Genomic DNA, 18,776 nt, shown 5'->3' with positions numbered 1-18,776 from the left:
TGTATAATAACCCCAGATAAAAGGAAAATGAGGGATCAGGCATGGTTGTTGGGATCATTGGCGGCGGCGCTTCCGGTATGGCGGCGGCGCTGCGGGCGGCGGAAAATCCGGACTGTCAGGTGCTTCTGCTGGAGCGGCAGGCGAGAGTGGGCAGAAAACTCCAGGCTACGGGAAATGGGCGGTGCAACCTGACCAATCTCCATGCCCTGGAGGGCGGCTACCATGGGGATGATCCTGCCTTTTCCCGTACCGCATTGGAGCAGCTAAGCCCGGAAAAGACCCGGGAATGGTTTCTGAAGCTGGGACTTCTGACTGTGGCAGAGCCATCGGGACGGGTCTATCCCTTTTCGGACCAGGCAAATTCCGTGGTGGATGTGCTGCGATTCGCCCTGGAAAAGCCCAATATCACACTGAAAACCGGATGTGAAGTCCAAAAGATTCGGCGGGAGGCAGAGGGATTCCGCATTGAGACGGACAGCGAAGCGATTTCCTGCGACAGGCTGATCATCGCCTGCGGCGGTCTGGCGGGGACAAAGCTGGGGGGCTCCATGTCCGGCTATAAGCTGCTGCGATCTCTGGGCCACAGCTGTACCCGGCTGCGGCCTACCCTGGTGCAGGTGAAAACCGACTGGCCGGGGGTCTCGGCTCTGAAGGGCGTCCGGGCGGAGTGCCGCGCGGAAGTTTACAGGGACGACACCCTTTGGTCTGAGAGTGCCGGAGAAATTCAGTTCACAGAGTACGGCCTGTCCGGCCCGGTGATTTTCGAGGTCTCCCGGGATGTGTGCCAGGGAAAAGGGGACTGGCAGTGCCGTCTGGATCTGCTGCCTCAGATTTCAGAACGGCAGTTGGAAAAAATGCTGCTGGCCCGAAGGGAAACAAAACTGAATGCGGGAGAATTGTTCACGGGTATTCTCCACAACCGTCTTGGCCGGGTGCTGGTTCAGGAGATCGGCATCGGCCTCAATATGCCCATTGCCCAGCTGCCGGAGACAGCCGTTGCCAGGGCGGCGGCCAGCGCGAAATGCTTTTCCGTTCACCTGACGGAGCCTCTGGGCATGGACAGCGCCCAGGTCACTGCGGGGGGCGTTGTAACGGAGGAATTTGACGGGACTACCATGGAAAGCAGGCTTGTTCCCGGACTGTACGCCTGCGGCGAAGTGCTGGATGTGGATGGGGACTGCGGCGGCTACAATTTGCAATGGGCCTGGAGCTCCGGAAGCCTTGCGGGACAGAATGCCGGGAGAGGGGAATAAAAAATGCTGCGTATTCGAGATATTGCCATGGGTCCGGAGCAGGATACGACGGCCCTGCTCTTTGAGACGACGAAAATACTGCGGGTATCTGCTTCGGAAATTCAGAGCCTGCATCTGGTCCGCCGGTCGGTGGACGCCCGGAAAAAGCCGGATGTGAAGTTCATTTATACGGTCGATGTGGCCCTGAAAAGCGGCGAGGGGAAGGTCCTGAAAAAGTGCGGAAGCAAAAAAGTGACTTTGGCCCCCGCGGAGCGTTACCGGCCGCCGAAAAAACAACCGGAAGCGGAAAAGCGGCCTGTGGTCATCGGCTTTGGCCCTGCGGGTATGTTCGCCGCCCTGATTCTGGCCCAGGCGGGGCAGCGCCCCATCGTTCTGGAGCGGGGCGAGGATGCGAAGTCCCGCCATGAAAAGGTGGCGGCTTTCTGGAAAAACGGCACTCTGGACCCCAAAAGCAATGTCCAGTTCGGCGAGGGCGGCGCGGGGACCTTTTCTGATGGAAAACTGAATACCGGTATCAGCAATCCCAGAATTCACTGGATCCTGGAGCAGTTTGTTGCCTTTGGTGCCCGGGAGGACATTCTGTATGACGCCAAACCCCATGTGGGAACGGATGTGCTGCTGGAGGTAGTCCAGAGCCTCAGAAAGAAGATCATCGCCTTGGGCGGTGAGGTGCGCTTTTGCAGCCGGGTTACGGAATTTTTGCTGGAAGGGGATGCCCTTTCCGGGGTGAAGCTGGAAAGCGGCGAGAGCATCCCCTGCGATAAGGTGGTGCTGGCCATCGGCCACAGCGCCCGGGACACCTTCGAGACCCTGCATTCCCAGGGCGTTCCCATGGAGCCGAAGCCCTTTGCCATGGGCGTCCGCATTGAGCAGAAGCAGGAAAAGATCAATCTTGCCCAGTACGGAAAGCAGGATGTCCATCTGCCTCCGGCGGACTATAAGCTGGTCCAGCATCTGGAGAACGGTACGGTTTACACCTTCTGCATGTGTCCCGGCGGCTATGTAGTGGCGGCGGCCTCGGAGAAGGGGCGTACCGTGACAAACGGTATGAGCTATGCGGACCGGAATGGGGAAAACGCCAACGCGGCACTGCTGGTTACGGTCAATCCGACGATATTTCCGGAGAAAGGGCCTCTCGGCGGCATGTACTGGCAGCGGGAAATCGAGGAGGCGGCCTACCGCCTGACCGGGAGCTATCGTGCCCCGGCCCAGCGGGTGGGGGATTTTCTGGCAGGCAGGCCCAGCGAAGGCCCGGGCGAGGTAACACCCACCTACGCGCCGGGCGTTACCTGGACGGACCTGCATCGGTGCCTGCCGGAGTGCATTACCGGACCGCTTGGTCAGGCACTGCCGGAACTGGATAAAAAGCTTCCCGGCTTCGCCGGCCCGGACGCGGTGCTCACCGCCCCGGAGACCCGCAGCTCCTCTCCGGTGCGTATCCTGCGGGACGAGACCCGGCAGTCCGCTATCCGGGGACTGTACCCAACCGGCGAGGGCGCCGGCTACGCCGGCGGCATCATGTCCGCCGCTGTTGACGGCATCTTAACAGCCGAGGCAATACTGGAAGGTCAAGCATAGGAAAGGGCGGCCGATACGGCCGCCCGATTTTATTGCCTTGTCCGGATGTACACAAACACGCACAGAATGATCTGCGCCGCGAGGATCAAAGGAATGCCGACTGTGAATTTCGGGTGTTTGGTCTTATGCCGGACAGCGTACATGCCGAGCAGCGCGCCGATGCTGCCGCCCAGGGCGGCGGAGGTCATGAGGGTCGCTTCCGGGATGCGCCAGAGATTTTTCCTGGCTTTGTACTTGTCCACTAGCATAAGCAGGAAAGCAATGGCATTGATTATCAGCAGGTAAAGCAAGATGATTTCTTTCATGAAAAAACCTTTCTGGAGGGGATTTTTTGAAAAAACGGGTTTTGTTTGGAATGCTGGCGGCAGCCATCCTGCTTGGCGGCTGCGGAAAAGCGGAGACCTTTGAAACGGTGGCGGACGAACTGGATGTGCCTGTCCTTGCCCAGCCCCGGACTGTTACGGTGGACATTCCGGGCGAGGCAGAGCAGGGGGCGCTGGAAACCGCATCCGGGCGGCTGTATGTCACGGACGACTATGAGATCATTCTGGAGACTATGGATTCCGGAGATCTGGACGCCACGCTTCTGGAACTGACGGGCAGATCCAAAGACCAACTCACGGTTCTGGAAACCCGGGAGAATGGTCTCAAGCGCTACGAATTCGTCTGGGCCACCGCCGGAGAGGAGGGGGACCGACTGGGCAGGGGCATCATTCTGGATGATGGGAACTACCACTACTGCCTGTCCGTGGAGCGTCCGGCAGACCCGGAAAAGGTCTCTCAGGTGGTATGGAGTCAGGTGTTTTCATCCTTTGGCCTGGAGCCGGAGTCGTCAGATCCGTACTGAGCCAGCACCTCCCGGCAGAGGTCCTGAACGGCTGCCCGGATCCGGGGCGGGTATAGGATTTGTGCTTTATCACCAAAGCCGATGACCCAGCTGAGGAACATGGGGGACTCCGCCACGTCCACGGTGAAGACAAAGTGGTCTTCGCCATCCGGAAACAGCATGGTGTTGTTTCCAAAGCGGTCCATGACCACGTTGGTCAGGCTTCTGTGAAAACGCATTTTTACGCTGACAGTATCCCCATTGAACATCTGGAAACGCTTCTGAGCGTAATCATTCAGGGATTGACCGGTGAGTTCCGGACAGGGCTGGCGGGCAGCGGGCAGCAGCTCAATGTGGGTCATGCGGTCTACCCGGTAGGCCGTAACGCCGTGGCGGGGGGAGAGGGCCAGCAGGTAGCAGTTCTCGTTGTCCTGGTACAGGCCGTAAGGGCTGGCGGTATAGTCCTTATCCCGGTATTTCGGCCTTCCGTCAATGCCCCAGTCGAAGTAGCGGAAGGATATCTGCCGGTTCTGGAAAATGGCCTCCTGGATGGTGTCCACATCGTAGTAGATGGACTGGTTCATGTTCTTGATCCGGCCTGCCACCACCACGTTCCGCCGAACCTGCTCGGCCTCCTGCTGGCTGCAAAGACGGGACAGCTTTTCAATCAGCTCCAGAGATTTGCCTTCTGTCAGAAACCGGCTGGATTGGACGGCACCAATCAGCAGCTTCAGCTCCGGCAGCTGAAATTCCCGCTCGCCAATGTAATAGCCGCCCCCCTTGCCCCGGCAGGTCAGAATGTCGATGCCGAAATCCTGCAAGGCCGCAATATCGGAATAGATGGTCTTGCGGTCACATGGAATGCCGCGCTTTTCCAGCATTTCCACAAGCTCTGTTGCTCTCACCGGGTGCTCCTGGTGGGAGTTTTTTTGAAGATAGTCCAGAATATACAGGATCTTCAGCTTTTGGTTGTCCGATCTTGCCAAGGTTCTCACACGCCTTTCTGTCTTTCTGACGCATATTATAGCATAGTTTTCGAAAAGGGGAAACGTTAATTTGATTTTTGGAAAGAAATATGATACCATATGCAAAATTACAGCAGCATCTTTTTTGAAAGATGCGGAAAGGATGCGCTATGCTTACAGTTGGGTGCCATCTGTCTGCCTCGAAGGGCTATGCCGCCATGGTGCGGCAGGCTATGCAGCTGGATGCCAATACCTTCGCCTTTTTTACCAGAAATCCCAGGGGCAGCAGCGCCAAAGCGGAAAACCCCAAGGACGAGGCTCATGCCCGGGAACTGCTTTCGGAAAACGGCTTTGGCCCGCTGGTTGCGCATGGGGCTTATACCATGAACCTGTGTACGGCAGATGAGGAGGCCAGAGAATTTGCTGCTTCTGTTCTGGCGGATGATCTGCGCCGGATGGCGGCACTGCCCGGGAACTTTTACAATTTCCACCCCGGCAGCCATGTAGGTCAGGGCGTGGACGCGGGCATTGCCTATATTGCCCAGGCTCTCCGCAAGGCTCTGGAGCCGGACTATCCCGTAACGGTGCTGCTGGAGACCATGGCGGGAAAGGGCAGCGAGATCGGCGGCCGGTTTGAGGAGCTGCGGGCCATTCTGGACGCGGTGGGCAGCGCCAAGGTTGGCGTCTGCCTGGATACCTGCCATGTGTATGACGGGGGCTACGATATCGTAAACGACCTGGATGGGGTTCTGACGGAATTTGACAGAGTGATCGGTTTGGACAGACTGAAGGCCCTGCATCTGAACGACTCCAGGAATCCCTTCGCCAGCCATAAGGACCGGCATGAGTGCATCGGGAAGGGTTCTCTGGGTGTAGAGACCTTCCGGAAGATCGTGAATCATCCGGCGCTTCGGGGAAGACCCATGATTCTGGAGACGCCCAACGAGCTTCCCGGCTACGCGCGGGAAATTGCCCTGCTGCGCAGGCTGGAGGCAGAAATCTATTGACACAAAAGAAAGGATGGTGAAGGATGGAGCGAATTCAAGAGATCCTGAACCTGATCGCGGCATCCCGGGAGACCTATGCGGCCGTATTTCTGGCGGTATCCCGGTATCTGGTGCCTGCTTTGGGGGTGTGGCTGCTGCTGCACTGCGCCCGGCCTCTGATCTCCTTCCGGCGGGAGCCGGAGATCTGGGCCTGGCTGAAATTCGGGGACGGCAGCCAGGTGGCGGTGACCCACTGGGAAAACGTCATCGGAAGAAGCAAGAGCAGCGATATCAACATTGCGCTGTCAACGGTGTCCCGAAATCACGCAGTACTTACGCGATATGACGACGGCAGCTGGACGATTACGGATGCCAGCTCCAAAACCGGGACCTGGGTCAACGGGGAAAAAGTGGATATCCGTGCCGTCCATGAGGGGGATACCATTTCCATCGGCGGTGTGGATATGGAGCTGCAGGTTATTACCAAGCGGCAGGAGCAGCTTCAGGCCCAGCTGCGGACCAGGGGCTCCGGCGGCTGGAGCGGACTGCTGGGGCTGTTGATTCTGACGCTGCTGCAGGCGGTTATGCTGGCGGGATTCCTGCTGAACGGGCCGGAGGAGGAGTTCCAGACCTATTTTCTGGGCTTCGGTGCCGTAACGGTCTGCCAGTGGGTGCTGTTTCTCTTCTATTTGATGATACGCAGAAGCTCCTTTGAGGTGGAGACCCTGGCCTTTTTCCTTTGCACTCTGGGCGTGGCGGCCATTGCCACGGTGAAGCCTCAGGAGCTGGGCAAGCAGTCGGCGGCCATGGTTTTGGGTATTCTGGTGTTCCTTATGATCGGCTGGTCCCTGCGGGATCTGGAGCGGGCCAAACGCTTCCGGTATCTGGCGGTGCTGGCGGGCGTGGGCTTCCTGGTCATTACGCTGCTGTTCGGCACGGAGTACTATGGCGCGAAGAACTGGCTGGTCATCGGCGGACTGTCTCTGCAGCCCTCGGAGCTGACCAAGGTGTGTTTTGTCTACGCCGGCGCGTCCACCATGGACCGGATTATGAACAAGCGGAACCTGATTTTGTTCATTGCCTATTCCGTGGTGATCTGCGGACTGCTGGCGCTGATGAATGACTTCGGCACGGCGCTGATTTTCTTCTGCGCGTTCCTGATTATTGCGTATCTTCGTTCCGGAAGCATGGGCACCATCGCCCTGGCCTGCACGGCTCTGGTTTTTGCGGGGGTTCTGGCCCTGCGTATTGCGCCCCACGCACTGAGCCGGTTTGCCACCTGGCGGCATATCTGGGAGAATCCTTACAACAGCGGCTACCAGCAGACCCAGGCCATTATGTGCATTGCCTCCGGTGGCCTGTTTGGATTGGGGCCGGGGAATGGATTTTTGCAGAAGGTTTTCGCGGCGGATTCGGACATCGTGTTCGCAACGATTTCTGAGGAATGGGGTCTTCTTGTTGCCCTGCAGATGGTGCTTGCCATTTCGGCACTGGGCTTGTTTGCCATCCGGACTTCCCGGATGTCCCGCAGCAGCTTTTACTGCATCGGCGGCTGCACCGCGGCGGGGATATTGCTGATTCAGGCGTCACTCAATTGCCTGGGGACCGTGGATATTCTGCCCTTTACAGGCGTGACCTTCCCGTTCATCTCCAACGGCGGCACCAGTATGATTGGCGCCTGGGGCTTACTGGCCTTTGTCAAGGCGGCGGACACCCGGCAGAATGCCAGCTTCGCGGTGCGTTTTCACAAATAGGAGTTTACTATGAACAGAGTAACCAAAAGAACTTGGATGATGGCCATATTCGTGGCGCTGCTTCTGGGCGGCATGGCCTTCTTTGCAGGCGAGTATGCCCTGAAAGCAGACCGGTGGGTCGTTGCCACGGGGTCTCCCCATGTTTATAACAACAGCAATCTGGGCAACGGCACCGTTGTGGACCGGGACGGTGTTGTCCTGCTGGATGTTTCCGGCAACCGCGCCTACTCGGACAATGCCGAAACAAGGGCATCTACCATGCATTGGCTGGGAGACCGGAACGGCAGGATTCAGGCAAAGGCAGTCGCCAACTACGCGGCTATTCTGGCAGGGTACGATAAGGTCAATGGCCTGTATAACTATGCCGGAGAAACAGGCGTGGAATCTCTGACCATTTCCGCGGCTGTGCAGAATGCGGCGCTGCGGGCCCTGAACGGCAGGAAGGGCACCGTAGGCATCTATAATTACAAAACAGGGGAGATCCTCTGCGCAGTAACCTCGCCCACCTATGACCCGGACAATGTGCCGGATATTGCCGGGGACACCTCCGGAAAATACGAGGGCGTGTATTTGAACCGGTTTTTACAGTCCACCTATGTGCCGGGATCCATTTTCAAGATCGTCACCACGGCGGCGGCCCTGGAATGCGTGCCGGATATCGAAAGCCGGACCTTTACCTGCACAGGCTCCTATGAATACGGCACAGAAGCCGTGACCTGCGAGCGGGCCCACGGAACCCTGGACCTGAAGGGTGCCCTGGCCCACTCCTGCAACTGCAGCTTTGCCCAGATTGCTCAGCTGGTGGGCCGGAAGAATATGGAAAAATACGTCGCGAAATACGGCATTACGGACACTGTGTCCTTCGACGGCGTGACCAGCGCCAAGGGCAATTACGATATCAAAGACACCGGCGGAGCCTCTTTTGCCTGGAGCTGCATCGGGCAGCATTCCGATCTTATCAACCCTGCCCGGTTTATGACCTTTGTCGGCACCATCGCCGCGGGGGGCAAAGGCGTGGAGCCCTATCTGGTTTCCGATGTTACCCGGGGTGAGGAGACCCTGTATACCGCCTCCGGGAAAAGCACGGGACGGATTATGAGCGAAGCTACGGCAAAAAAGCTGCAGCAGTACCTCCGCAACAATGTGCGGACCATTTACGGCGACGGGAATTTCCCGGGCCTGTCCGTCTGTGCCAAGTCCGGCACCAGCCAGTTGGGCGGGGGACAGAAGTCCAACGCCATGTTCGCCGGTTTTGTAATGGATGAGGCGTATCCGCTGGCCTTCATTGTCGTTGTTGAAAACGGCGGCTACGGCAGTGCAACCTGTGTGCCTATTCTTTCTCAGGTCCTGCCGATTTGCAAGGCTGCGTTGGATAGCCGGAACTAAAGACTTGTTTTGAGCCATTGCGCAGGATACCGCAATGGCTCATTTGCTTTCCTGTGCGGACAGTTGTCCGGAGAGGAATGACAATTTCTCTTGTTATTTTGTACAAAAAATGAAGGAACTGTTAAACATTATATGTAGTGTTTACCTTGTTGACAAATGTCCTTGTGCGAGATACAATATGGACACATTCAAGAAGGGGGTTGCCCAGATGAAGACGATGGAAACGCAATTTCAAAACGCTGCATCCCGGGCCTCCGGACGATTGATTCCCGAGCTGAAGCTGGCCGGTCTGCGGGTTGCCATTCTGCGCCTGCTGCCCATTATTCGGAGCTGAAAGCAATCGGGGTATTCATTTCGTATGAAGAAGCGGTTGCGGTGTGCAATCGCTTTTTTGTAGTTTTGTAAGTAAAGGAGAAAAGAAAAATGAAAAAGGTACTTGCATTGACCATGGCTCTGGCCCTGGTCGCCGCTTCCTTCGCAGGCTGCGGCAAGAGCGCGTCCACCGCAACCACCGCCGCTGCCGAGACCACGGCTGCCGCCGGTGAAACCGCTGCCGAAGGCGTCGGTACCGTAAAGATCGGCATGTCCGGTCCTCTGACCGGCCGTGCTTCCGCTTACGGTCTGGCTGTCCGCGCCGGCATGGAGGTCGCCGTTGAGGAAATCAACGCCAAGGGCGGTCTGCAAATCGAGTTCAAAGCTGAGGACGACGAGGCCGACGGCGAAAAGGCCGTTTCCGCCTACAACGCCCTGAAGGACTGGGGCATGCAGGTCATGGCCGGTCAGGTTACCACCGGCTCCGCTCTGGCCGTCGCGCCTGAGTCCGTTGCCGACAACATGTTCAACCTGACTCCCTCTGCCTCTGCTGAGGCTCTGGCCCTCACCGGCGACAATATCTTCCAGATGTGCTTCACCGACCCCAACCAGGGTGCTTCCGCCGCTGAGCTGGTTTCCACCAAGTATGCCGGCGCCAAGGTCGGTGTCATCTACGACTCTTCCGACGACTACTCTACCGGCCTGTACAACGGCTTTAAGACCAAGGCTGCCGAGCTGGGTGTTGAGGTTGTCGCCACTACTTCCTTCACCGCTGACAGCAAGGCCGACCTGTCTACCCAGGTGACCCAGTGCCAGAATGCAGGCGCCGATCTGGTCTTCCTGCCCATCTACTATACGGAGGCTTCTCAGATCCTGACTTACGCGAGCCGTATCAGCTATGCTCCCAAGTTCTTCGGCTGCGACGGTATGGACGGTATCCTGACTGTGGAAGGCTTTGATACCTCTCTTGCCGAGGGCCTGGTGCTGATGACCCCCTTCGATGCCAACGCTTCCGACGAGGCAACTCAGTCCTTCGTTACCAAGTTCAAGGCCAAGATGGACGGTCTGGTGCCCAACCAGTTTGCTGCTGACGGCTACGATGTGATTTACGCCATCTACGATGCCCTGACTGCTGCCAATATCACGGGCGATGAATCCGCTTCCGAGATCTGCGATGCCCTGAAGGCTCAGTTCGCCACCATGTCCGTTGACGGTCTGACCGGCTCCGGCATGCACTGGGATGAGAACGGCATGATCTCCAAGGCTCCTGCCGCTGTGGTTGTTGAGAACGGCGTCTACGTTCCCATGGCCTGATTTCTAAAAACGCTGGGATGGGGGGCAAAAGCCCTCCATCCCTTCAACGGAATTCAGCAGTCTATGAGAGCGGCGAGGCTCTTGACGCTGTCATAGGCTGTTGAAATAAAAAGAGAGGGGATATTATGAAAATCATTCAGTATCTGATCAATGGTATCAGCATCGGTTCCGTTTACGCCATTATCGCGCTGGGCTATACCATGGTCTACGGCATTGCGAAAATGCTGAACTTTGCCCACGGTGATATTATCATGGTGGGTGCTTATATTTCCTTCTGCGTTACCAATTACCTGGGACTGCCCGTTGTGGTTTCCATCCTGGCGGCTATGGCAGTCTGTACGGCTCTTGGTATGCTCATTGAGGCGCTTGCATACAAGCCTCTGCGGGGGACTCCCAGCCTGGCCGTTCTGATTACGGCCATCGGCGTCAGCTACTTTCTGCAGAACGCGGCCCAGCTGATTTGGTCCTCCAGCCCCAAGAACTATACCAGCGTTGTTACCTTCCAGCCTCTGCGGCTGGCGGGAGGTCAGCTGGTAATCACAGGAGAGGTCATTGTAACCATTATTGCTTCCATTGTCATCATGGTGGGCCTGACCTGGTTTACGGGCAAGACCCGCACGGGGAAGGCCATGCGTGCCGTCTCTGAGGACCGGGAGGCCGCGGAACTCATGGGCATCAGCGTGAATAAGACCATCTCTACGACCTTTGCCATTGGCTCCGCGCTGGCTGCTATTGCGGGCGTGCTGCTGTGTTCCACCGTGCCGACGCTGCAGCCTACCACCGGTTCCATGCCCGGCATTCGTGCCTTTACGGCGGCTGTTCTGGGCGGCATCGGTTCTATTCCCGGCGCAATGCTGGGCGGTATTCTGCTTGGCGTTATCGAGACCTTCAGCAAGGCATATTTAAGCCCCCAGTTCAGTGATGCCATTGTGTTTGGCGTGCTGATTGTCATTTTGCTGGTGAAACCGGCGGGCCTCCTTGGCAAGCAGGTTCAGGAGAAGGTTTGAGGTGCGTCCAATGAAGAAACTGAATCGGAATCAAGTAAAAAATGCTTCCACTTACATTTTGGTAACAGCCGCGTTTCTTATTCTGCAGGTGCTGTCTACCCAGGGAAAGCTGAACAGCACCACCAAGGGCTTCCTGGTGCCCGCATGCGCTTATATTGTGCTGGCGGTATCTCTGAACCTGCTGGTTGGTATCTGCGGTGAGTTGAGCCTGGGCCACGCGGGATTTATGGGAATCGGCGCTTTTACGGGAATCGTTGTAACATCCCTGCTGGCTGAAGCGGTGCCGAACGGTGTGCTGCGGCTGGTGATGGGCATGATTGCCGGCGGTGTACTGGCAGGCGTTGTAGGCTTTTTGATCGGCATCCCCGTGCTGCGGCTGCGAGGCGACTATCTGGCCATCGTGACCCTGGCTTTCGGTGAGATCATGAAGAATGTGTTCGGCAACCTCTACCTGGGCGTGGACGAAACCGGTCTGCACGCCACCCTCAAGACCGAGGGCCTGACCCTGGCCGAGGGCGGAAAGATGATCATCTCCGGTCCCCGGGGCGCTACGGGCATTACCAAGCTCTCTACCTTTGCAATCGGCTTCGTGCTGATTCTCTTCACCCTGTTCGTGGTGCAGAACCTGATCAACTCCAGGGAAGGCCGGGCCATCAAGGCCGTCCGGGATAACCGGATCGCGGCGGAATCCGTTGGCATTAACGTCACCGCTTTCCGCATGAAAGCCTTTGTGGTTTCTGCTTTTCTGGCAGGTATGGCTGGCGCGCTGTATGCCATGAACTATGGCTCCATCACTGCCTCCAAGTTTAACTTCAACACCTCCATCAACATTCTGGTGTTTGTGGTGCTGGGCGGCATGGGCAACATTCTGGGTTCCATTATCTCCGCAACGGTTCTGTATATCCTGCCGGAGGCCATGCGCGGTTTGCAGGACTACCGGATGATTCTTTACGCCGTTGTTCTGATTCTGGTTATGCTCTTTACCTGGTCTCCCAAGATGAAGGATATTATCTCTGTGGTGACGGATAAGGTGCGGGGTGTATTCCGTAAAAACGAGAAGGAGGCAGCTTTCCATGAATGAGTATTCCAAAAAAATTCTGAAGGTGCCTACCGTTACTTTTGTCCGGGAACAGGACCAGGGCAAGCAGCCCGTTCTGGACGTTCGGAATCTGGGCATCGACTTCGGGGGCCTGACCGCTGTGGACGGCTTCAATATCACCATCGGTCCCACCGAGATATCCGGACTCATCGGCCCTAACGGCGCCGGCAAGACCACAATTTTCAATCTGCTCACCGGCGTGTACCAGCCTACCCGGGGCAGCGTACTGGTCAACGGCATTGATATCAAGGGTATGCCGGTTCATAAGGTCAATAAGCTCGGCATCGCCCGTACCTTCCAGAACATCCGCCTGTTTACGGATATGTCCGTGCTGGACAATGTAAAGGTGGGGATGCACAACGATATCAAGTGCTCCTTCTTTGAGAGCGTACTTCATCTGCCCGGTTACTACAAGGCTGAGAAGAGAGCCAACCAGAAGGCTATGGAGCTGCTGGATTTTATGGGCCTTGCGGAGTTTGCCGATACCAAGGCCGGCAGTCTGCCCTACGGCGTCCAGCGCCGTCTGGAGATTGTCCGCGCTCTGGCGACCAATCCGTCCGTTATTCTGTTGGACGAGCCTGCCGCCGGTATGAACCCCAGCGAGACCACGGAGCTGATGCACCAGATCCGCCGTATCCGGGATACCTTCCATGTGGCTATTTTTCTCATTGAGCACGATATGAACCTGGTCATGAACGTCTGCGAGGCCATCGCCGTGGTCAACTACGGGCGCATCATTGCCAAGGGCACTCCGGACGAAATCCGGACAAATCCCGCGGTTATTGAGGCCTACTTAGGCAAGGAGGAGGGTGATGCAAATGCTGAAGGTTGAGAATATTGACGTATACTACGGCGCCATTCACGCGGTGAAAAACGTGTCTTTCGAGGTGGGCGACGGGGAAATCGTGGCCCTGATCGGCGCCAACGGCGCAGGCAAGAGCACCATCCTGAAGACTGTCTCCGGCCTGATGCACCCCCGGACGGGAACCATTACCTTCTGCGGCCAGAACATCACCCACACGGAGGCCTATAAGCTGCTGCGCACGGGTCTGGCCCATGTGCCGGAGGGACGCCGCATCTTTTTGCAGATGTCCGTTCAGGAAAATCTGGAGATGGGTGCATACATCAACAAGTCCGTTTCCCAGGAGGATCTGGAAATGGTCTTCAACTATTTCCCACGCCTGAAGGAGCGGCGTAAGCAGGTGGCAGGCACCCTGTCCGGCGGCGAGCAGCAGATGCTGGCCATGTCCCGGGCTTTGATGTCCCACCCCAAGCTCATGATGCTGGATGAGCCCTCCATGGGCCTTGCCCCTATTATCGTGGATCAGGTATTCGGCATCATCAAGGAACTGCATAAGTCCGGAACCACCATCCTGCTGGTGGAGCAGAACGCCAGAAAGGCCCTGCAGATTGCGGATCGGGCTTATGTTCTGGAGACCGGTTCCATCACCCTGACCGGTACCGGCGTGGAACTTGCCAAATCCGACGAGGTCCGGAAGGCATATCTGGGCGGCTGAGAAATTTTTTCCATAGGAATTACACCCTCTGCATAGACTGTGCGGGGGGTGTTTTTTGCGTGTGTCGAAAAAGATATCTGCACGGGTTCTGTATGATCGCTCTGGGCATTGGAATATTGCTGGGGACCTGGATCAACTCCGTTTTTCTGTGCGTCCTGCTGGGGCTGATGCTCATGACCATTGGCTGCTGCGTTTTGCGGGGAAGATAGGCATAGATGTTTTACCGCGGGCATACAGTAAGAGCAGGCAGTGCATTTGCCGGGGTGCGAAGGAGTGAGTTCTATGGAAATGCAATTGAAAAGCACATCGATTTCCTATCTGGAACCGGTGGCCGCAGGCAGCAGGAATCTGGAACAGACCCAGCAGATCCGTCTGCCGGACGGTATGCCGGACGTAGAGCGGATCATTGGCTGCTGGGGCCAGACGGTGCTGCGGAGCAAGGAATGGCGCTCCGACACGCTTACGGCAGCCGGAGGCGTATTGGTATGGGTCCTCTATCAGCCGGAAGACGGTTCCCAGCTCAGGGCGCTGGATGGCTGGATCAGCTTTCAGGGAAAGTGGGATCTGCCGGAGAATAACGAGGATGGGCATATGATGGTGCAGACCGTTCTGCGTTCACTGGACGCAAGGCCCGTCTCTCCCAGAAAGATTCTGGTGCGGGCGGGGATCGGCCTGAACTGTCTGGCATTGATGCCGAAGCAGGCTGAACTGTACCGGGCGGAACAGGTGCCGGAGGATGTGCAGCTGCTTCGGAAGCAGTATCCTCTGCGGCTGTACACGGAGGCAGGGGAGAAGAGCTTTGCGTTGGAGGACAGCGCGGCGTCTCAGGGGGACGGGCAGGGAAAGCTGATTGCCTGCACGGTGCTTACAAATTTGACGGATCAGAGGGTGGTCGGAGATAAGATCGCCTTCCGGGGCAGCGCGGAGGTCACGGGGCTGCTGCTGGACGGAGAGGGAAAGCCGCGGGATCAGCGCTTTACGCTGCCTTTTTCCCAGATTATCGAGTTGGACCGGGCCTATGGGAACGACGGCGAAGCGGATATCCAGCTCTGCGTTACCAATTTTGAGGCAGAGACGGATCAAGAGGGGGAGCACCGCCTGCGGGTGGGGCTGACGGCCCAGTATGCCCTCAGCGACGTGACCATGACGGAGACCCTGGAGGATGGCTACAGCACCAGAAGACCCTTGAAAATGACTTGGGACACCCTGGAACTTACCCCCATTCTGGAGCGCCGTTGGGAGAGCCTCAGCGGAGAAGCAGAGCTGCCGGAGGATGCGGACAACGCCGTAGACCTGCGGGGCGCATGGGATATCCCCACCTGGGAGCGCACGGAAGACGGCTTCAGCCTGGAGACGCAGGGAGTGACCCAGATGCTTTACCAAACCGATCAGGGCCTGAACGGCGCCCATCCGCACTGGGAAGGGAAGAAGGAAATGGCGGCTGACGCTCAGACAAAGCTGGCTTTGACCGCCCTCCAGCCGGTGCGGCCCCAACTGAGTCCGGGAGCGGGAAGGGTGACGGGGGAGTGCCGATTCCAGGTGACGAGCTTCGCCGGGGCCGGTATACCGGTGGTTACGTCCATCGAGCTTGGAGAGCCGGAGAGCAAGGACGCTTCCCGTCCCTCGCTGATCCTGTGCCGGACGGGGGGAAGGAGCCTCTGGAACCTGGCAAAGGACAACGGCTCCACGGTGGAGGCTATCCGGACTGCCAACAAGCTGGAAGGGGAACCGGAGCCGGGAAGGATGCTGCTGATTCCTGTGGTATAACACAAAGCGCCGTCCCGGGGGAGAGCCGGGGCGGCGCCTTTGGCAGACTGTCGCATCCTGGGGGAAGTGTCCGCCATCGTCAAGAATAGCGAATCTACACGGGGATTTGCAAGGGGATTTTGTCGAATGGGAAAAACTTATTGGATCGTATACCGGACCTCTGTGGAAGCGTTAGGTGTGCCGGCGAAGAACTTCTGCAGATTGTCCACGGTGGTGGCGGCAATGCTGTCCAGGGCCTCCTGCGTCAGAAATGCCTGGTGAGAGGTGACGATGACGTTGGGCATGGCGATGAGCCGCACCAGCTTGTCGTCCTGAACGATATGACCGGAGAAATCCTCGTAGAAAAAGTCGCCTTCCTCTTCGTAGACATCCAGACAGGCTGCGCCAACCTTTTTCTCCTTGATGCCGGTGATGAGATCCTCGGTGTTGATGAGGCCACCCCGGGAGGTGTTGAGGATGGTAACGCCCTTCTTCATCTGAGCAATGGACTTGGCGTCGATCAGGTGCCTGGTTTCCTCTGTCAGGGGGCAGTGCAGGGAGATGATGTCAGATTTGGCAAAAAGCTCGGGAAGGTCCACATAGCGGAGTCCACTGTTTTCCGCCGGGAATTTATCATAGGCAAGAATGTGCATGCCGAATCCCCGGCAGATATCGGCGAAGACCCTGCCGATTTTGCCGGTGCCGATGATGCCTACGGTCTTGCCGTGGAGGTCAAAGCCTGCCAGACCCTGAAGGCTGAAGTTGAAGTCCCGGGTGCGGATATAGGCTTTGTGGGTCCGGCGGTTGATGGTCAGAAGCAGTGCCATAGCGTGCTCCGCGACGGCATAAGGAGAGTAGGCGGGAACACGATAGACGGGCAGCTTTCCCTGACAGGCCCGGATATCTACATTGTTAAAGCCCGCGCAGCGCAAGGCAATGACCTTCACGCCCAGTGCATGGAGTGTTTCCACCACAGGGGCGGAAACGGTGTCGTTGACGAATACACAAACGGCATCGTAGCCCGCGGCCAGGGACACGGTATCCTCGTTCAGACGGGTCTCGAAATACTTGATCTCCAGGCCGGAATCGGCGGCATAGTGGTCGAAGCCGGGGACATCATAGGATTTTGTATCAAAAAAAGCAACTTTCATAAGAAGAACCTCCATAAAGTATTTATTTATCGATACAATAATAGCGAAATAGAACGGGATAGTCAATAGGAAAATGATCAATTCGCTGAATTTTGAAGGAACCTATAAAATAGTGTGCTTCCGGCTGCGGAATTTCATACACATTGTCGGCAAGGATTTCTTTCCGGTTGCTTTTTCGGGAAACGGTGTTATAATGGAGAAAACGCAACGGGAGAGAACGCAATGAAAGAAAAGCTGCTGGCTTTCGTGAAGGCCCATTTGGATGTTGTGACCTATCTGGTGTTCGGCGTGCTGACCACGGTGGTCAACTACCTGATTTACCTGCCCTGCCTGAACTGGCTCCATCTGCCTGCCTCGGTAAGTAACTGCATTTCCTGGGTAGTGGCTGTGGCCTTCGCCTTTGTGACCAACAAGCCCTTCGTCTTTCAGAGCCATGACTGGTCCAAAGAGGTGGTTCTGCCGGAGCTGAGCAAATTTGTGGCTACCCGCATTTCCTCCGGTTTGATTGAGACGCTGATTCTCTTCATCTCTGTGGATATGTTGCATGGGAACGGCAATATCTGGAAGCTGGTCACGCAGGTGCTGGTCATTATCGTCAACTATGTGGGCAGCAAGCTGCTGGTGTTCCGGAAAAAGTGATTTCCTGCCGAGACGTTTCTTCCCGAGACGTTTCTTCATCGTCTCGGCAAATTTCTCCTTGACAATTCTACCCAGATATGCTAATATATCCGGGCAGTCAGCTGAATAGCTTTTCATTCGGAGTGATACCCAAGAGGCCGAAGGGGCTCCCCTGCTAAGGGAGTAGGCGTCTAAAAAGCGCGCGAGGGTTCAAATCCCTCTCACTCCGCCATTTGCCTGTTTTACTTTTTTCAGTAGAACAGGCAATATGTTTACGGAGAGATGTCCGAGTGGTTTAAGGAGCTGGTCTTGAAAACCAGTGACGCGGCAACGCGCCGTGGGTTCGAATCCCACTCTCTCCGCCAAAAGTCCGCCGCCTGGATAACAGCGGCGGATTTTCCTATAAATGAGGTGAAAACGGCAATGCGGAAGGTCATCATCATCGGCTGTCCCGGTTCCGGGAAGACAACATTTTCCAGACATCTGGCGCGGATCACAGGGCTGCTGCTGTATCATCTGGATTCTATCTGGCACAAACCGGACAAGACTGCTGTTTCCGAAGAAGCCTTTGTCCGCAAGCTGGAAGAAATTATGGCCGGGAATACATGGATTCTGGACGGCAATTTCGGCAGGACAATGGAAATGCGTCTGCGGCGCTGCGATACGGTATTTTTGCTGGACTACCCTCTGGAAACCTGTCTGCAGGGCGTACGGGACCGAATCGGAAAGCCCAGACCGGAAATGCCGTGGATAGAGGAGAAGATGGACCCGGAATTTCGGGCGTTTATTGAATCTTTTCCACAGACCAAATTGCCCCATATCTATGCGCTGTTGCAGCGGTATGGAGACGGCCGGCAGGTGATCGTATTCAAAAGCAGGGGAGAAGCGGATGTTTTCCTAAAGCGGTTGGAGAATGCGACATGAAAGAATGCGGGGCAGTTGCCTCGGTGATCGTTATGGCTCTGGCCGCAATCGTTGGCTTTTTACGGATGGCGGCCCTTGGCGGCGCGCTGGAGGGCGCGATCCTGTTTGCTATGATAGCGGGCTTTGGCTGCCTGATTTATGCGCCGGACAACCGTGGAAGCTGAAAACTTTTGCGCCCGCGAAAAAAACTATTGACAAATGCTTCCTGACGTGGTATTATGTCGAAGCGTCAAGTGTGAGTTTGACGCTTGAGTGAAGAAATGGGCGAGTGGTGGAATTGGTAGACTCGCTAGATTCAGGTTCTAGTGTTCATTGCGGACGTGCGGGTTCAAGTCCCGCC

Annotated in this window: 20 protein-coding genes and 3 tRNA genes; 20 read left to right on the top strand and 3 right to left on the bottom strand. The window is 56.8% G+C overall.

The window, feature by feature from the left end:
* Nucleotides 1-41 precede the first annotated feature (41 nt).
* The gene (locus KQI10_RS01605; protein WP_216565655.1) at nt 42-1,253 is read left to right on the top strand and encodes an aminoacetone oxidase family FAD-binding enzyme; all 1,212 of its coding nucleotides are present in this window, start codon (nt 42-44) and stop codon (nt 1,251-1,253) included.
* 3 nt (nt 1,254-1,256) lie between these two features.
* Nucleotides 1,257-2,831, top strand: coding sequence for an NAD(P)/FAD-dependent oxidoreductase (locus KQI10_RS01600; RefSeq protein ID WP_216565654.1), 1,575 nt, complete (start codon nt 1,257-1,259; stop codon nt 2,829-2,831).
* 29 nt (nt 2,832-2,860) lie between these two features.
* Here the strand turns inward: KQI10_RS01600 and KQI10_RS01595 are convergent, their stop codons facing one another.
* On the bottom strand, nt 2,861-3,136 hold the full coding sequence (locus KQI10_RS01595) for a DUF1294 domain-containing protein (protein ID WP_216565653.1): 276 nt from the start codon (nt 3,134-3,136) through the stop codon (nt 2,861-2,863).
* A gap of 26 nt (nt 3,137-3,162) precedes the next feature.
* Between KQI10_RS01595 and KQI10_RS01590 the strand changes: the two genes are divergently transcribed.
* Complete coding sequence (locus KQI10_RS01590) at nt 3,163-3,678, top strand: hypothetical protein (RefSeq protein ID WP_216565652.1); 516 nt, start codon at nt 3,163-3,165, stop codon at nt 3,676-3,678.
* On the opposite strand, the gene KQI10_RS01585 is transcribed toward KQI10_RS01590, so the two are convergent.
* Nucleotides 3,627-4,643, bottom strand: coding sequence for a YafY family protein (locus KQI10_RS01585; protein WP_216565651.1), 1,017 nt, complete (start codon nt 4,641-4,643; stop codon nt 3,627-3,629). The two genes, KQI10_RS01590 and KQI10_RS01585, sit on opposite strands and share 52 nt — an antisense overlap.
* A gap of 149 nt (nt 4,644-4,792) precedes the next feature.
* Between KQI10_RS01585 and KQI10_RS01580 the strand changes: the two genes are divergently transcribed.
* The 11 genes from KQI10_RS01580 (at nt 4,793) to KQI10_RS01535 (ending at nt 15,764) form a co-directional block, all read left to right on the top strand.
* Entirely contained in the window at nt 4,793-5,629 is an 837-nt protein-coding gene (locus KQI10_RS01580; protein ID WP_216565650.1) for a deoxyribonuclease IV, read from the top strand.
* A gap of 23 nt (nt 5,630-5,652) precedes the next feature.
* On the top strand, nt 5,653-7,362 hold the full coding sequence (locus tag KQI10_RS01575) for an FtsW/RodA/SpoVE family cell cycle protein (protein WP_216565649.1): 1,710 nt from the start codon (nt 5,653-5,655) through the stop codon (nt 7,360-7,362).
* 9 nt (nt 7,363-7,371) lie between these two features.
* Nucleotides 7,372-8,748 (top strand): penicillin-binding transpeptidase domain-containing protein, encoded by a 1,377-nt coding sequence (locus KQI10_RS01570; protein ID WP_216565648.1) that lies wholly within the window; start codon nt 7,372-7,374, stop codon nt 8,746-8,748.
* A gap of 208 nt (nt 8,749-8,956) precedes the next feature.
* Nucleotides 8,957-9,082 (top strand): hypothetical protein, encoded by a 126-nt coding sequence (locus tag KQI10_RS11785; RefSeq protein WP_256445286.1) that lies wholly within the window; start codon nt 8,957-8,959, stop codon nt 9,080-9,082.
* 89 nt (nt 9,083-9,171) lie between these two features.
* Nucleotides 9,172-10,374, top strand: coding sequence for an ABC transporter substrate-binding protein (locus tag KQI10_RS01565; RefSeq protein WP_216565647.1), 1,203 nt, complete (start codon nt 9,172-9,174; stop codon nt 10,372-10,374).
* A gap of 125 nt (nt 10,375-10,499) precedes the next feature.
* Entirely contained in the window at nt 10,500-11,381 is an 882-nt protein-coding gene (locus tag KQI10_RS01560) for a branched-chain amino acid ABC transporter permease (RefSeq protein WP_216565646.1), read from the top strand.
* Between the two features lie 10 nt (nt 11,382-11,391).
* On the top strand, nt 11,392-12,462 hold the full coding sequence (locus KQI10_RS01555) for a branched-chain amino acid ABC transporter permease (RefSeq protein ID WP_216565645.1): 1,071 nt from the start codon (nt 11,392-11,394) through the stop codon (nt 12,460-12,462).
* Nucleotides 12,455-13,312, top strand: coding sequence for an ABC transporter ATP-binding protein (locus KQI10_RS01550; RefSeq protein WP_216565644.1), 858 nt, complete (start codon nt 12,455-12,457; stop codon nt 13,310-13,312). The genes KQI10_RS01555 and KQI10_RS01550 overlap by 8 nt, the downstream gene beginning before the upstream one ends.
* Complete coding sequence (locus tag KQI10_RS01545; RefSeq protein WP_216565643.1) at nt 13,299-13,997, top strand: ABC transporter ATP-binding protein; 699 nt, start codon at nt 13,299-13,301, stop codon at nt 13,995-13,997. The genes KQI10_RS01550 and KQI10_RS01545 overlap by 14 nt, the downstream gene beginning before the upstream one ends.
* Nucleotides 13,998-14,056: 59 nt before the next feature.
* Nucleotides 14,057-14,206, top strand: coding sequence for a hypothetical protein (locus KQI10_RS01540; RefSeq protein ID WP_216565642.1), 150 nt, complete (start codon nt 14,057-14,059; stop codon nt 14,204-14,206).
* Nucleotides 14,207-14,279: 73 nt separating this feature from the next.
* A complete protein-coding gene (locus KQI10_RS01535) occupies nt 14,280-15,764 on the top strand; it encodes an SPOCS domain-containing protein (RefSeq protein WP_216565641.1) in 1,485 nt (494 codons plus the stop codon).
* Between the two features lie 137 nt (nt 15,765-15,901).
* Here KQI10_RS01535 and KQI10_RS01530 read toward each other — a convergent pair whose 3' ends face one another.
* Complete coding sequence (locus tag KQI10_RS01530) at nt 15,902-16,894, bottom strand: 2-hydroxyacid dehydrogenase (RefSeq protein WP_216565640.1); 993 nt, start codon at nt 16,892-16,894, stop codon at nt 15,902-15,904.
* Between the two features lie 222 nt (nt 16,895-17,116).
* Between KQI10_RS01530 and KQI10_RS01525 the strand changes: the two genes are divergently transcribed.
* From KQI10_RS01525 to KQI10_RS01500, 6 genes are all read left to right on the top strand, one after another.
* Entirely contained in the window at nt 17,117-17,533 is a 417-nt protein-coding gene (locus tag KQI10_RS01525; RefSeq protein WP_216565639.1) for a GtrA family protein, read from the top strand.
* 119 nt (nt 17,534-17,652) lie between these two features.
* Nucleotides 17,653-17,744, top strand: a tRNA-Ser gene (locus tag KQI10_RS01520).
* A gap of 44 nt (nt 17,745-17,788) precedes the next feature.
* A tRNA-Ser gene (locus KQI10_RS01515) sits at nt 17,789-17,877 on the top strand.
* Nucleotides 17,878-17,935: 58 nt separating this feature from the next.
* The gene (locus tag KQI10_RS01510; RefSeq protein ID WP_216565638.1) at nt 17,936-18,436 is read left to right on the top strand and encodes an AAA family ATPase; all 501 of its coding nucleotides are present in this window, start codon (nt 17,936-17,938) and stop codon (nt 18,434-18,436) included.
* Nucleotides 18,433-18,600 (top strand): hypothetical protein, encoded by a 168-nt coding sequence (locus KQI10_RS01505; RefSeq protein WP_216565637.1) that lies wholly within the window; start codon nt 18,433-18,435, stop codon nt 18,598-18,600. Before KQI10_RS01510 ends, KQI10_RS01505 begins: the two co-directional genes overlap by 4 nt.
* A 106-nt stretch (nt 18,601-18,706) precedes the next feature.
* A tRNA-Leu gene (locus KQI10_RS01500) sits at nt 18,707-18,776 on the top strand.

This window comes from Pseudoflavonifractor sp. MSJ-30 (genome assembly GCF_018918045.1).
Classification (GTDB): domain Bacteria; phylum Bacillota; class Clostridia; order Oscillospirales; family Oscillospiraceae; genus Faecousia.
This window is presented reverse-complemented; position numbering and strand designations above follow the sequence as displayed.